This window comes from Saccharothrix sp. S26 (assembly GCF_021390395.1).
Classification (GTDB): domain Bacteria; phylum Actinomycetota; class Actinomycetes; order Mycobacteriales; family Pseudonocardiaceae; genus Actinosynnema.
This window is the reverse complement of record NZ_JAJUWT010000007.1, coordinates 1-12,852: the sequence shown is the minus strand read 5'-3', so window position 1 is coordinate 12,852 and position 12,852 is coordinate 1. Positions and strand designations below refer to the sequence as shown.

General features: G+C 71.3%; 9 protein-coding genes. 7 read left to right on the top strand and 2 right to left on the bottom strand.

Annotated features, from left to right (window positions below):
• Positions 1-2: 2 nt before the first annotated feature.
• Together LZG04_RS12350 and pdhA are read right to left on the bottom strand one after the other, a co-directional pair.
• Positions 3-1,025 carry an alpha-ketoacid dehydrogenase subunit beta gene (locus LZG04_RS12350; RefSeq protein ID WP_233816149.1) on the bottom strand — a complete coding sequence of 341 codons (1,023 nt, stop codon included), beginning with the start codon at positions 1,023-1,025 and terminating at the stop codon, positions 3-5.
• Positions 1,025-2,218 (bottom strand): pyruvate dehydrogenase (acetyl-transferring) E1 component subunit alpha, encoded by a 1,194-nt coding sequence (gene pdhA, locus LZG04_RS12345; RefSeq protein ID WP_233816147.1) that lies wholly within the window; start codon positions 2,216-2,218, stop codon positions 1,025-1,027. Before pdhA ends, LZG04_RS12350 begins: the two co-directional genes overlap by 1 nt.
• Before the next feature lie 440 nt (positions 2,219-2,658).
• On the opposite strand from pdhA, the gene LZG04_RS12340 reads away from it, so the two are divergent.
• From LZG04_RS12340 to LZG04_RS12310, 7 genes are all read left to right on the top strand, one after another.
• Entirely contained in the window at positions 2,659-4,083 is a 1,425-nt protein-coding gene (locus tag LZG04_RS12340; RefSeq protein WP_233816137.1) for a M20/M25/M40 family metallo-hydrolase, read from the top strand.
• A 111-nt stretch (positions 4,084-4,194) separates the two neighbouring features.
• Positions 4,195-6,876 carry a glucosidase gene (locus LZG04_RS12335; RefSeq protein ID WP_233816135.1) on the top strand — a complete coding sequence of 894 codons (2,682 nt, stop codon included), beginning with the start codon at positions 4,195-4,197 and terminating at the stop codon, positions 6,874-6,876.
• Between the two features lie 156 nt (positions 6,877-7,032).
• Positions 7,033-7,851 (top strand): transporter substrate-binding domain-containing protein, encoded by an 819-nt coding sequence (locus LZG04_RS12330; RefSeq protein ID WP_233816125.1) that lies wholly within the window; start codon positions 7,033-7,035, stop codon positions 7,849-7,851.
• A gap of 73 nt (positions 7,852-7,924) precedes the next feature.
• Positions 7,925-8,749, top strand: a complete 825-nt coding sequence (locus tag LZG04_RS12325) for an amino acid ABC transporter permease (protein ID WP_233816123.1) — start codon at positions 7,925-7,927, stop codon at positions 8,747-8,749.
• Positions 8,746-9,510, top strand: a complete 765-nt coding sequence (locus LZG04_RS12320) for an amino acid ABC transporter ATP-binding protein (RefSeq protein ID WP_233816113.1) — start codon at positions 8,746-8,748, stop codon at positions 9,508-9,510. The genes LZG04_RS12325 and LZG04_RS12320 overlap by 4 nt, the downstream gene beginning before the upstream one ends.
• 55 nt (positions 9,511-9,565) lie before the next feature.
• Positions 9,566-11,746, top strand: coding sequence for a hypothetical protein (locus tag LZG04_RS12315; RefSeq protein ID WP_233816097.1), 2,181 nt, complete (start codon positions 9,566-9,568; stop codon positions 11,744-11,746).
• 63 nt (positions 11,747-11,809) lie between these two features.
• Positions 11,810-12,712 (top strand): ROK family protein, encoded by a 903-nt coding sequence (locus tag LZG04_RS12310; RefSeq protein WP_233816094.1) that lies wholly within the window; start codon positions 11,810-11,812, stop codon positions 12,710-12,712.
• Positions 12,713-12,852 lie beyond the last annotated feature (140 nt).

Here is a 12,852-nt window from a genome sequence, read left to right as displayed (position 1 = left end):
CCTTACCAGGCCAGCGAGCGGTCGACGGCGTGCAGCACCCGGTCGAGGTCGGGGAGGAACTCCTCCTCCAACTTCGACGGCGGGTACGGGGTGTCGAACCCGGTCACCCGCAGCACCGGCGCCTGCAGGGAGTAGAAGCACTCCTGCTGCACCTTGGCCGCGATCTCGCTGGAGATGGAGGACTCGCTGGGCGCCTCGGTCACCACGACCAGCCGGCCGGTGCGCCGCACCGACTCGTACACGGGCGCGAGGTCGAGCGGGGACAGCGTGCGCAGGTCGATGACCTCCAGCGAACGCCCCTCCTCCTCGGCCGCCGCGGCGGCGTCCAACGACGTGCGCACCATCGGCCCGTAGGTCACGAGCGTGACGTCGGTGCCGGTGCGCAGCGTGCGCGAGGCGAACAGCGGTCCGGGCGCGGCGGTCGTGTCGACCTCGCCCTTCTCGTAGTAGCGCCGCTTCGGCTCGAAGAACAGCACCGGGTCGTCGCAGTCGATGGCCTGCTGGATCATCCAGTAGGCGTCGGCCGGGTTCGAGCACGCCACGACCTTGAGGCCGGCGGTGTGCGCGAAGTACGACTCGGGCGACTCGGAGTGGTGCTCGACCGCGCCGATGCCGCCGCCGAACGGCACCCGGATCACCATGGGCACCTTGAGCCTGCCCTGGGTGCGGAAGTGCAGCTTGGCGACCTGCGACACGATCTGGTCGAAGCCGGGGAAGATGAACCCGTCGAACTGGATCTCGCACACCGGCCGGTAGCCGCGGATCGCGAGGCCGACGGCGGTGCCGATGATGCCCGACTCGGCCAGCGGGGTGTCCAGCACGCGCTGCTCGCCGAAGTCCTTCTGCAGGCCGTCGGTGATCCGGAAGACGCCGCCGAGCTTGCCGACGTCCTCACCCATCACGATGACCTTGGGGTTGGCCTCCATCGACGCGCGCAGGCCGTTGTTCAACGCCTTGGCGATGGTCAGCGTCTGCACCGCGGCCGGCGCGGCGGACGTGGGGCGGTCCATCGTCGGAGCAGCCATCAGTGCTCACCTCCCGCGAACCCGGCGTGGTAGGCCAGGAACTCGTCGCGTTGCGCCTCCAGGACGGGGTTGCCCTCGGCGTAGACCTCGCTGAAGATGCGCCCGGCCGGCGGGTCGGGCAGGTTCACGCAGTAGTCCCGCAGCTCGATCGCGATCTGCTCGGCCTCGGCCTCGACCGACTCGAAGAACGCCTGGTCGGCCCACTGCTGCTTGACCAGGTGCACCTTGACCCGCTCGATCGGGTCCTTGAGCTTCCACAGCTCCAGCTCGTCGGACAGCCGGTAGCGCGACGGGTCGTCGGACGTGGTGTGCGCGTCCATGCGGTAGGTGAACGCCTCGATCAGGATCGGGCCGTTGCCCTGCCGGCACTCCTCCAGCGCCCAGCGGGTGACCGCGAGGGTGGCCAGCACGTCGTTGCCGTCGACCCGGATGCCGGGGAAGCCGTAGCCGCGCGCCCGCTGGTAGAGCGGGAGGCGGGACTGGCGCTCGGTCGGCTCGGAGATCGCCCACTGGTTGTTCTGGCAGAAGAACACCAGCGGCGCGTCGTAGACCGCGGCCCACACGAAGCCCTCGTGCACGTCGCCCTGGCTGGTCGCGCCGTCGCCGAAGAAGCAGATGGTGGCCTCGCCGTCGGCGTCGCCGACCTTGCCGTCGAACTTCTGCCCCATGGCGTACCCGGCGGCGTTGAGCACCTGGTTGCCGATGACGATCGTGTACGGGTGGAAGCGGTGCTCGACCGGGTCCCACGTGCCGTTGTCCGTGCCGCGGAAGATGCCCAGCAGCTCGGTGGGCTTCACGCCGCGCGTCCACGCGATGCCGTGCTCGCGGTAGCTCGGGAACGCCATGTCCTGCGGTCGCAGCGCCCGGCCCGCGCCGATCTGCGCGGCCTCCTGGCCCAGCAGCGGCACCCAGATGCCCAGCTCGCCCTTGCGCTGCAGCGCGTTGGCCTCGCGGTCGACCCGGCGGACCAGGACCATGTCGCGGTACAGCCCGCGCAGCTCCTCGCCGGTGATGTCGATGTCGAAGTCCGGGTGCTGGACGCGCTCGCCCTCGGGGGTGAGCAGCTGCACCAGGTCGGCGCCGCCCTCGTCTGTCGCTCGCAAGCCTGCGATCACCTGTTCCGCTGTCGGTTTGGCAGCAGTGGCCGGCGCGGCATCCGGCCCTGGGTGCGTCCATTTCTCGGGGGACGACATGCGCCTTGTCTCCTCGTCTACGAGGCCGCCCGGTCGCTTGTGGCGACCGTGCGCGGCTGCACCGCCAGTCGCCGTCGCCCCCGGGGTGTGGGGGTCGGGCAACCGTCGGCGCTGACGGTGTTCTCATCCACATCCTGACATGGCGTCACCCGACATGGTGAGCCCCGTCCCAGTTCGTAATCTGCCGTGCAGCGGCCTGACGTGCGGTAACGGTTGGACGGCCAATCTTCGGCCGTCCGAGTAGAGCGTCCGATTGTCGGACGGTGCCGTCCCGGTTACCGATCGTTAACCCCTTGCGTGCGCTTTCGGACACCCGCGGTGGGCCGCAACGCCCCACGTCGGCCGTTCCGCGTTGGATGGACTACCGACCATCGGCCCGGCCGAGCATTTCCACCACGCGAAACCACGCCCGGGCCCCTGCGCCGTGACAGGATCGGGGCGTGGACCGTTCAGCGCTGACCCGTACCGTTCGCGGGCTCTGGGACGACGACATCCTCCCGAGCCTGTCCGCCTTGGTCGCGGTGCCCGCGATCTCCCCGATCTTCGACCCCGCGTGGGCCTCGCACGGCCACCTGGCCGCCGCGGTGGAGCACGTGCGCGCCTGGCTCGCCGACCGCGACCTGCCCGGCACGACCGTCGAGGTCGTCCAACTGCCCGACCGCACGCCCCTGCTGCTGGTCGACGTGCCCGGCACCGCCCCGACGTCCGACACCGTGCTGCTGTACGGCCACTTGGACAAGCAGCCGCCGGTCGGCGGCTGGGGCGAAGGGCTCGGGCCGTGGACGCCGGTCGTGCGCGACGGGCGGCTCTACGGGCGCGGCGCGGCGGACGACGGCTACTCGGGCTACGCGGCGATCGCCGCGATCGAGGGCGTCCGGCGGGCGGGCGGCACGCACTCGCGGTGCGTCGTGCTGCTGGAGACCGGTGAGGAGTCCGGCAGCCCGGACCTGCCCGCGTACCTGGACCACCTGCGGCCCCGGCTGGGCGACGTGTCGCTGGTCGTGTGCCTGGACTCGGGCGGCAACGACTACGACCGGATGTGGCTGACCACGTCGTTGCGCGGGTTGGCGCAGGTCACGATGACCGTGCGGGTGCTGGAGAGCGGGCTGCACTCGGGCATGGCGAGCGGGATCGTGCCCTCGTCGTTCCGGATCGCCCGGCAGCTGCTCGACCGGCTGGAGGACTCCGCGACCGGCGAGGTGCTGGTGCGCGAGATGCACGTCGACATCCCGGAGCACCGGGTGGCGGAGGTGCGCGACGCGGTGGCCAGCACGCCCGGTGTGCTGGTCGGCAGCGTGCCGTGGGCGGCGGGGACGCAGCCGATGGGCGAGGACGAGGTGGAGCTGGCGCTCAACGCCGGGTGGCGGCCGACGCTGTCGGTCACCGGCGCGTCCGGGCTGCCCGAGCCCGATGACGCGGGCAACGTGCTGCGGCCGTTCACCACGCTGGTGCTGAGCTTCCGGCTGCCGCCCACGGCGGACTCGAAGGCGGCGATCGAGGCGGTGCGCCGGGCGTTGACGACCGACGTGCCGTACGGGGCCGCGGTGGAGCTGTCGCGCGTCGAGTTCGCGGACGGGTGGAACGCGCCGGAGCTCGCCCCGTGGCTGCGCGAGACGCTGGACCGGGTCGGCAAGGAGGTGTTCGACGCGCCGTGGCGGACGGTCGCGCTGGGCGGCTCGATCCCGTTCATGGGCCTGCTGCACGAGGCGTACCCGCGGGCGCAGTTCCTCGTCACGGGCGCGGTCGGGCCGGATTCGAACTGCCACGTGCCGGACGAGTGGCTGCACCTGGCGCACGCGGCCCGGATCACCGAGGCCGTGGCCGTGGTGCTGGACGCGCACGCCCACCGGGGAGTCGAGCGGTAGCCACGCAGCGTGACGACGCGCCCACCTGACCGGGTTCGCAAACACCGGCCGGAGATGTGACCTAACCCGCCGGTAACCGGGTTTACTGAACCGATGCCGCACACTGGCCGAGTGAACGAGCACAGCCGGCAAGCCGAGCGGACGCGGTTGGCGGAGTCCGACTCCCCGACCGCGCCCTGGCGCCTCTGGGGCCCCTACCTGGCCGGACGGCAGTGGGGCACGGTGCGCGAGGACTACTCGGCGGGCGGCGACGCGTGGACGTCGTTCCCCTTCGACCACGCCCGCTCCCGTGCCTACCGCTGGGGTGAGGACGGCATCGCGGGCATCTGCGACGTGCACGGCTTCCTCAACCTCGGGATCGCGCTGTGGAACGGCCGCGACCCGATCCTCAAGGAGCGCTACTTCGGGCTCACCAACAACGAGGGCAACCACGGCGAGGACGTCAAGGAGCACTGGTGGGTGACCGACGGCACCCCGACGCACTCGTGGATGCAGGTCGTCTACCGGTACCCGCAGCGTGAGTTCCCCTACGCCGAGCTGCGCGAGATGGCCCTGCGCGCCGGCCGCAACGAGCGCGAGCCGGAGCTGTCCGACACCGGCGCGCTGGACGAGAACCGGTTCTTCGACGTGCGGGTCAGCTACGCCAAGGCGGGCCCGAAGGACATCTGCGTCGAGCTGACCGCCACCAACCACGGCCCGGACCCCGCGCCGCTGCACCTGCTGCCGCAGTTCTGGTTCCGCAACACGTGGGCGTGGGGCCGTGACGACCGCAAGCCGACCCTGCGCGCCGGCACGCGCGACGGCTGGCGCCGGATCACCGCCGAGCACGGCGCGCTGGGCCGCTACACGCTGCACGTGGAGGGCACCCCCACGCTGCTGGTCACCGACAACGAGACCAACGAGGTCGAGCTGTTCGGCACCCAGCGCAACCCGACCCGCTACACCAAGGACGGCATCGACCGGTACGTCGTCGGCCAGGACGCGACGGCGTGCCAGGTCGTCGGGCCCGACGACACCAGCGAGCCGGGCACGAAGGTCGCCGCCTGGTACTCGTTCGACCCGGTCGAGCCGGGCGAGGCGGTGACCGTGCGGCTGCGGCTGGTGGAGGGCGACGGGCACCTCGACGCGTTCGGGCCGAGCTTCTCCGACACCGTCGACCAGCGCAAAGCCGAGGCCGACGAGTTCCACCACACCGACCTGGACCCCAAGCGCGCGGCCGTGGTCAGACGCGCGCTGGCCGGCCTGATGTGGACCAAGCAGCACTACCGCTTCCGCACCACCGAGTGGCTCGACGGCGACCCGGCGCAGCCGGCCGCGCCCACGTCCCGCAAGAACATGCACGCCCGCAACGCGCACTGGCGGCACTTCGACGTGGCCGACGTGATCTCCATGCCGGACGAGTGGGAGTACCCGTGGTTCGCCGCGTGGGACCTCGCCTTCCACACCGTGCCGTTCGCGAAGGTCGACCCGGCGTTCGCCAAGGAGCAGCTGCTCCTGCTGTGCCGGGAGTGGCTGATGCACCCCAACGGTCAGTTGCCCGCCTACGAGTGGGAGTTCGGCGACGTCAACCCGCCGGTGCACGCGTGGGCGGCGTTGCAGGTCTACCGGTCCGAGGAGGTCAAGGACCGCAAGTTCCTGGCGAAGATCTTCCACAAGCTGCTGCTCAACTTCTCCTGGTGGGTCAACCGCAAGGACGCCGACGGCAGCTACCTGTTCGAGGGCGGCTTCCTCGGCATGGACAACATCGGCCCGGTGAACCGGTCGGAGCCGATGCTGGGCCAGTGGCGGCTGGAGCAGTCCGACGCCACGTCGTGGATGGCGGCCTACAGCCTGCACCTGATGCAGATCGCGCTGGAGCTGGCGCGGCACGACGAGTCGTACGAGGACGTGGCCACGAAGTTCGTGGAGCACTTCCTGAGCATCGCCGAGGCGTCCACGCAGTTCGGTTCCGGCGGGCGCGGCATCTGGGACGAGACCGACGGCTTCTGCTACGACGTGGTGTCGCGGCGGCTGCCGGACGGGCACGTCGAGTCGCAGCCGGTGCGGGTGCGGTCGATGGTGGGCCTGATCCCGGTGCTGGCGTGCGCGGTGCTGGAGCCGTGGGTGTTCGAGGAGCTGCCCGACTTCGCCCGGCGGCTGGAGCACCTGCTGGCCAAGCGGCCCGAGTTGCAGCAGTTCCTCAGCCGCAGCGGCGGCGGTGCGCTGCTGAGCCTGCTGGACGAGCGCAAGCTGCGGCGCGTGCTGAGCCGGATGCTGGACGAGGGCGAGTTCCTGTCCCCGCACGGCATCCGCAGCCTGTCCGCGGCGCACCGCGAGGGCCTGGAGGTGCAGGTCGCCGACCAGGAGCACCGGATGGGCTACGAGCCGGGCGAGTCGCGCACGCCGATGTTCGGCGGCAACTCCAACTGGCGCGGCCCGGTGTGGTTCCCGACCAACGCCCTGCTGGTGGAGGCCCTGCGCACGATCGAGGAGTTCCACGACGGCCGGTTCCACGTGGAACTTCCCACCCGCAGCACCCGGCACGTGACGGCGGGTCAGGCGGCGGACGAGCTGGTCAGACGGCTGGTGTCGCTGTTCCTGCCCGACCACGACGGCCGCCGGCCCGCGGACGGCAAGAGGATCGAGTCGACCGATTCACCCTTGTGGCGGGAGCACGTCACCTTCAGCGAGTACTTCGACGGCGACACGGGTGAAGGGCTGGGCGCGACGCACCAGACCGGGTGGACCGCGCTGGTCGCCAGCCTGTTGACGGATCGTCGCCAAACCGGCGCTCTGGGTGAATCAACTGTGTGATGAAGGCCAAACGGCTGAACGATTTGCTGCCGTCCAGTCCCTGTGACGCAAGATTGATGCACACCGAAGTTCTGTAACACGCACGTGCTGTGCACCCAGTCACCCAAGTGGCAGTATGCCGAACACTCGACCGACACAGTTACGAGGAGTGACGCCGTGGCCCGTCGTACCAGGCACGCTGCGCTCGCCCTGATTCCCGTGCTCGCCTTGGCGGCCACGATGACGGCGTGCGCGACCAAGGTCAACAACGGCTCGTCAGGCGACGGGTCCAACATCGCCCTGGTCCAGAGCGGCAAGCTGGTCACCTGCACCCACCTGTCCTACAAGCCGTTCCAGTACAGCGAGGGCGACAAGACCGTCGGCTTCGACGTCGACCTCGTCGACCTGGTGGCCAAGGACCTGGGCGTCACCCAGGAGATCTTCGACACCCCGTTCGAGACCATCACCTCGGGCACGAGCTTCAGCGCCAACCAGTGCGACGTCGCCGCGGCCGGCATGACGATCACCGAGGAGCGCAAGCAGGCGATCGACTTCTCCGACCCGTACTTCGAGGCCTCGCAGGCGCTGCTGGTCAAGAAGGGCTCCGGGATCAAGGACCTGGCCGGGCTGAAGGGCAAGAAGCTCGCCGTCCAGCAGGACACCACCGGTGAGAAGTACGCCAACGACAACGCGGCGGCCAACGGCTACACCGTGGTCCAGTTCGAGGACCTGCCGCTGATGGAGACCGCCGTGCGCACCGGGGCGGTGGACGCGGGCATCAACGACAACGGCGTGCTGTTCGACTACGCCAAGGAGTTCCCCGACACCGAGGTCACCGCCGAGTTCGACACCGGTGAGCAGTACGGCATCGGCGTCAAGAAGGGCAACACCGCCCTGCTGAACAAGGTCAACGAGGTCTTGAAGAAGGCCAAGGACAGCGGCGAGTACGACAAGATCTACGAGAAGTGGTTCGGCAAGAAGCCGGAGTCGAAGTAACCGGCTGACCGCGGGGCCGGTGCTGCCAGGCACCGGCCCCGCGCCTTGTCCACCCACCGCGCGAGGAATCCACATGGCACTCTCGAAGCGACAACGGGCGCACGCGATCCGCGCCGGCCAGTACGGCCTGCTGGTCGTGGTGGTCGCCGCCCTGGTGCTCACCGCCGACTGGGAACAGGTCCGCAAGGCGTTCTTCAACACCGAGATCGCCGCGGCCATGTTCCCCAACGTCATCACCGTGGCGTTGAAGAACACGATCCTCTACACCGCCCTCGGCTTCGCGTTCGGCCTGGCGCTGGGCCTGGTGCTGGCGCTGATGCGGCTGTCGTCGGTCGCGCCGTACCGCTGGATCGCCATCGTCTACATCGAGGTCTTCCGCGGTGTGCCGGCGCTGCTGGTCTTCATCGCCATCTACTACGGCGTGCCCATCGCGTTCCAGATCCAGTTCGACCCGCTGAGCACGGTGATGCTGGCGCTGGGCGGCGTGGGCGCGGCCTACATGGCCGAGACGATCCGGGCCGGCATCCAGGCCGTGCCCAAGGGCCAGATCGAGGCGGCTCGCTCGCTGGGCATGTCCAGCGCCCGCGCGACGGTGACCATCGTCATCCCGCAGGCGTTCCGGATCATCCTGCCGCCGCTGACCAACGAGCTGATCCTGCTCACCAAGGACTCGTCGCTGATCTACATCCTGGGCCTGTTCCGCGAGCAGTACGAGCTGACCAAGTTCGGCCGCGAGACGCTGAGCCGGTCGCCGTCGCTGACGCCGATCCTCATCGCGGGCCTGTGCTACCTGATCATCACGCTGCCGCTGGGCCACCTGTCGCGGTACCTGGAGAAGCGCACGGGCGGCAAGAAGATCAGCACGCCGGAGTCGACCGGGTTGGGGGTGTCGGCGTGAGCGACGTCGTCGTGGAGATCACCGGGCTGAAGAAGTCGTTCGGCGAGCTCGAGGTGCTCAAGGGCATCGACGTCCGGGTCGACCGGGGTGACGTCGTCTGCGTCATCGGGCCGTCCGGCTCGGGCAAGTCCACGCTGCTGCGCTGCGTGAACCTGCTGGAGGAGCCGAGCGGCGGCAAGATCGTCGTCCACGGCGTGGAGCTGACCGACCCCGACGTGGACATCGACCGGGCCCGCACCAAGATCGGCATGGTGTTCCAGTCGTTCAACCTGTTCTCGCACCTCAACGTGCTGGCGAACCTCACGGTCGCGCAGCGCAAGGTGCTCAAGCGCAGCGAGCAGGAGGCGCAGGAGATCGCGCTGCGCAACCTGGAGCGGGTGGGGCTGTCGGACAAGGTGAACGCCATGCCCGCGCAGCTGTCCGGCGGCCAGCAGCAGCGCGTGGCCATCGCGCGGGCGCTGTCGATGGACCCGGACGTGATGCTGTTCGACGAGCCGACCTCGGCGCTGGACCCGGAGCTCGTCGGCGACGTGCTCGGGGTGATGCGGCAGCTCGCCGACGAGGGCATGACGATGCTCGTGGTGACCCACGAGATGCAGTTCGCCCGCGAGGTGGCCGACCGGGTGCTGTTCATGGACGGCGGGTACGTCGTCGAGGAGGGCCCGGCCGAGCAGGTCATCGGCGCGCCGCGGCACGAGCGCACGCAGTCGTTCCTGGCCCGCGTGCTCGACCCGACGCACCAGGGGCCGCGCGGCGCGTGAGCCGCGTCCGCCGAACCCGCCCCGGGTGTCGGTGGCTGCCCCTATTGTCGATCTCATGGCTGAGGTGGGGGCGCGGGGGCTGGACGTGTTCGACCCCAGCCCGCCGCGCTCCGCCCGGATGGCCGCGGCCGACGTGCTGCGCGGCTTGGGCGAGCCGGACGGGACGTGGCGGTTGCCCCGGCGGCGGGCCGGGATGCCCCCCGTCGTGCGGGTGGCGGACAAGTTCCTGACCGGCGTGCTGGACCTGCGGGCGATCGAGTTCCCGTACCTGCTGGAGTTCGTGCGCTGCCGGTTCGAGGAGCCGCCGGACCTGCGGCAGGGCAAGCTGGCCGGGATCGAGTTCGCCGACTGCCGGCTGCCCGGGCTGTCGGCGCGCAACCTGAGCTGCGCCAACGAGGTGTCGCTGGCCGGCAGCGCGGTCGAGGGCCTGGTCGACCTGGTGGACGCGGACGTGGCCGGCTCCTTGTCGTTGCGCGACAGCGCGCTGGTCGTGCCGGACGGGATCGCGCTGCACGCCGACCGGTTGAAGCTGGCGGGCGGGCTGCTGGCGCAACGGGTGCGCGTCACCGGCGAGCTGCGGATGGCGGGCGCGCACGTCGGCGGGTACTGCAACTTCAGCGGCGGCTCGCTCACCAACCCGTCGAGCCACGCGTTCAACGGCACCGGGCTGCACGTCGGCGGCAACCTGCTGATGAACGACTGCGCGCTGCGCGGCACCGTGCTGCTCGCCGCCGCACGGGTCGACTCGGCGCTGACGTTGCGCGGCACGACCGCCGCCGACGGGCGGGCCGACGACGACGCGCTGGACCCGCACTCCGACCCGGACGCCACGCTCGTGTTCGACCGCATCGCGGTGGGCGGCGACGTGCAGCTGGACCGGGGTTTCACCAGCTCGGGCCCGGTGCGCATGGTCAACGCCGCGCTCGGCGGCACGCTGTCGCTGTCCGGTGGGAGGTTCGACGCGATGGGCGCGCCGGACGGCGAGCCGACCGGCTACGGCCGCGCGCTGGCCACGGACACCGCCGAGCCCACGGGCTTCGGGCGCGCCCTGCACCTGGACGGCACGACGGTCGGCGGCGACATCATCGGCCGCCAGGCGACCGTGCGCGGCCAGCTCAGGATGGTCGACCTCCAGGCCAGGGGCAGCCTGATCCTCGACGGGTCCACGCTGGACAACCCGCGCGCGGACGCGGTGCTGGGCAACCGGTCCCGCATCGGCAGCAACCTCGCCGCCCGCGAGGTGGAGGTGACCGGCGGGCTGGAGCTGCGCGGCGTGCACGTGGGCGCGAACCTCGACCTGCGCGGCAGCCGGATCACCCGACCCGGGCGATACCGGCACCAGCCTGCGGGCAAGCCGTCGCTGGACGTCGGCGGCGCGGTCATCGGCCGCGACCTGATCTGCGCGCGTGGGGCGAAGGAGTTCGTCGCGCACGGCGGCGTGCGGGCCCGGCGGGCGCAGGTGGGCCGGATGGCCACGTTCGCGGGCGCGGTGCTCGGCGACAAGCTGGACGCGCACGCGTTGAACCTGCTCGGGATGCAGGTGCCGGAGCTGGAGCTGACCCCGATCGGCCCGCCGCGCGGCGACGTGACGCTGCGGCAGGTGCGCTGCACGGTGCTGGACGACAACGAGCACTTCTGGGGCGCGACCGGCTGGATCGACCTGGAGGAGTTCCGCTACGACTCGCTGCGCCACCCGATCGACCTGCGTGACGACGAGGAGGTCGAACGGCGGTTGCGCTGGCTGCGGCAGGCCATGCGGCGCACCTACCGGCCGGGTCCGTACGAGCAGTTCGCCGAGATGCTGCGGGCGGGCGGCAACGACGAGCACGCGGCCACCGTGCTGGTGGAGAAGCAGCGGTTGCGGTACCGGGCGGTGGCCGAGGGCCGCCGCTGGCTGCGGCCGCTGGTGCTGCTGTGGAGCTGGCTGCAACGCGCGATGGTCGGCTACGGCTACCGACCGGCTCGCGCGTTGGCGTGGCTGGTCGTGACGTGGCTGCTGGGCAGCCTCTACTTCGCCGCCGGGCCGGAGCTGTCGGAGATCAACCAGGACGACCAGCTGTCGTGGAACGCGTGGCTGTTCACGATCGACCTGGTCGTGCCGATCGTGGACTTCGGCAACAAGAACCGGTGGAACACGCCGGGCACGGCGCAGTGGATCGCGTCCGGGCTGATCGCGATGGGCTGGGTGCTGGCGACCACGGTGGCCGCGGGCCTGTCCCGGGTGTTGCGGCGCTGACCGGCGGCGCTGACCGGCGGCGCGGTCCCGGTCGCCGGCCGGGTGTGACCTAGGGTGTCGCGCGTGACGGACCTGGTGCTGGCACTGGACGTCGGCGGCACCAAGGTCGCCGGTGGGCTGGTGGACCGCGGTGGCGCGGTGCGGCGGTCGGTGCGGGTGGCGACGCCGCTCGGGTCGGCGGAGCGGACGTGGGACGCGGTGGCGTCCGTGGTCGAGCAGGTCGTGCGTGGTGAGGACGTGGCGGCGGTCGGCATCGCGTCGGCCGGGCCCGTGGACGCCGGCGCGGGGACGGTCAGCCCCATCAACGTGCCCGGGTGGCGCGGCTTCCCGCTGCGCGAGCGGGTGTCGGAGCTGCTGCCGGGCGTGCCGGTGGAGGTGGCGGGCGACGGGCCGTGCATGGCGCTGGGCGAGCACTGGCTCGGCGCGGGGCGCGACAGCCGGTTCCTGCTCGGGCTGGTGGTCAGCACGGGCGTCGGCGGCGGACTGGTGCTGGGTGGGCGGCCGTTCGGCGGGCGCACGGGCAACGCCGGGCACATCGGGCACGTGGTGGTGGAGCCGGACGGCGACCCGTGCCCGTGCGGTGGGCGCGGCTGCGCGGAGACGGTGGCCGGCGGGCCGCGGATGGTCGCGTGGGCGCGCCGCCAGGGCTGGCAGGCGCCGGACGGGGCGGACGCGGCGCTGCTGGCCGCGGCGGCGGGCGTCGGCGAGGAGATCCCGAAGGCCGCGTTCGAGCGGGCCGGGCGGGCGGTCGGCCTGGCGATCGCGGCGACGGCCGCGGTGGTCGACCTGGACCTGGCCGTGGTCGGCGGCGGGGTGGCGCAGGCGGGCGGGTTGTTGTTCGACCCGATCCGCCGGACCGTCGCCGACCACTGCGGACTGTCCTACCTGGACGGCTTGCGCGTCGAGCCCGCCCGGCTGGGTGGCCAGGCGGGGCTCGTCGGCGCCGCTCGGTTGGTGCTCGGCTAGCGGGTGCGGCCGGCTAGATGATTGATTCCTAGGGTTAGTGGTCGTAGGCGGTCAGGGAGCGCATGATCGGCTGGCCGGTGTGGTCGTTGTGCCAGATGGCGGCGGTCAGGGCGAGGATGCGTTGCAGGACGCGGGCGATC

Excerpts from the sequence above, each read along its gene's own strand:
- LZG04_RS12315 (WP_233816097.1), top strand. The coding sequence starts at position 9,566 with ATGGCTGAGGTGGGGGCGCGGGGGCTGGACGTGTTCGACCCCAGCCCG.
- LZG04_RS12325 (WP_233816123.1), top strand. The coding sequence starts at position 7,925 with ATGGCACTCTCGAAGCGACAACGGGCGCACGCGATCCGCGCCGGCCAG.
- LZG04_RS12350 (WP_233816149.1), bottom strand. The coding sequence starts at position 1,025 with ATGGCTGCTCCGACGATGGACCGCCCCACGTCCGCCGCGCCGGCCGCG.
- pdhA (WP_233816147.1), bottom strand. The coding sequence starts at position 2,218 with ATGTCGTCCCCCGAGAAATGGACGCACCCAGGGCCGGATGCCGCGCCG.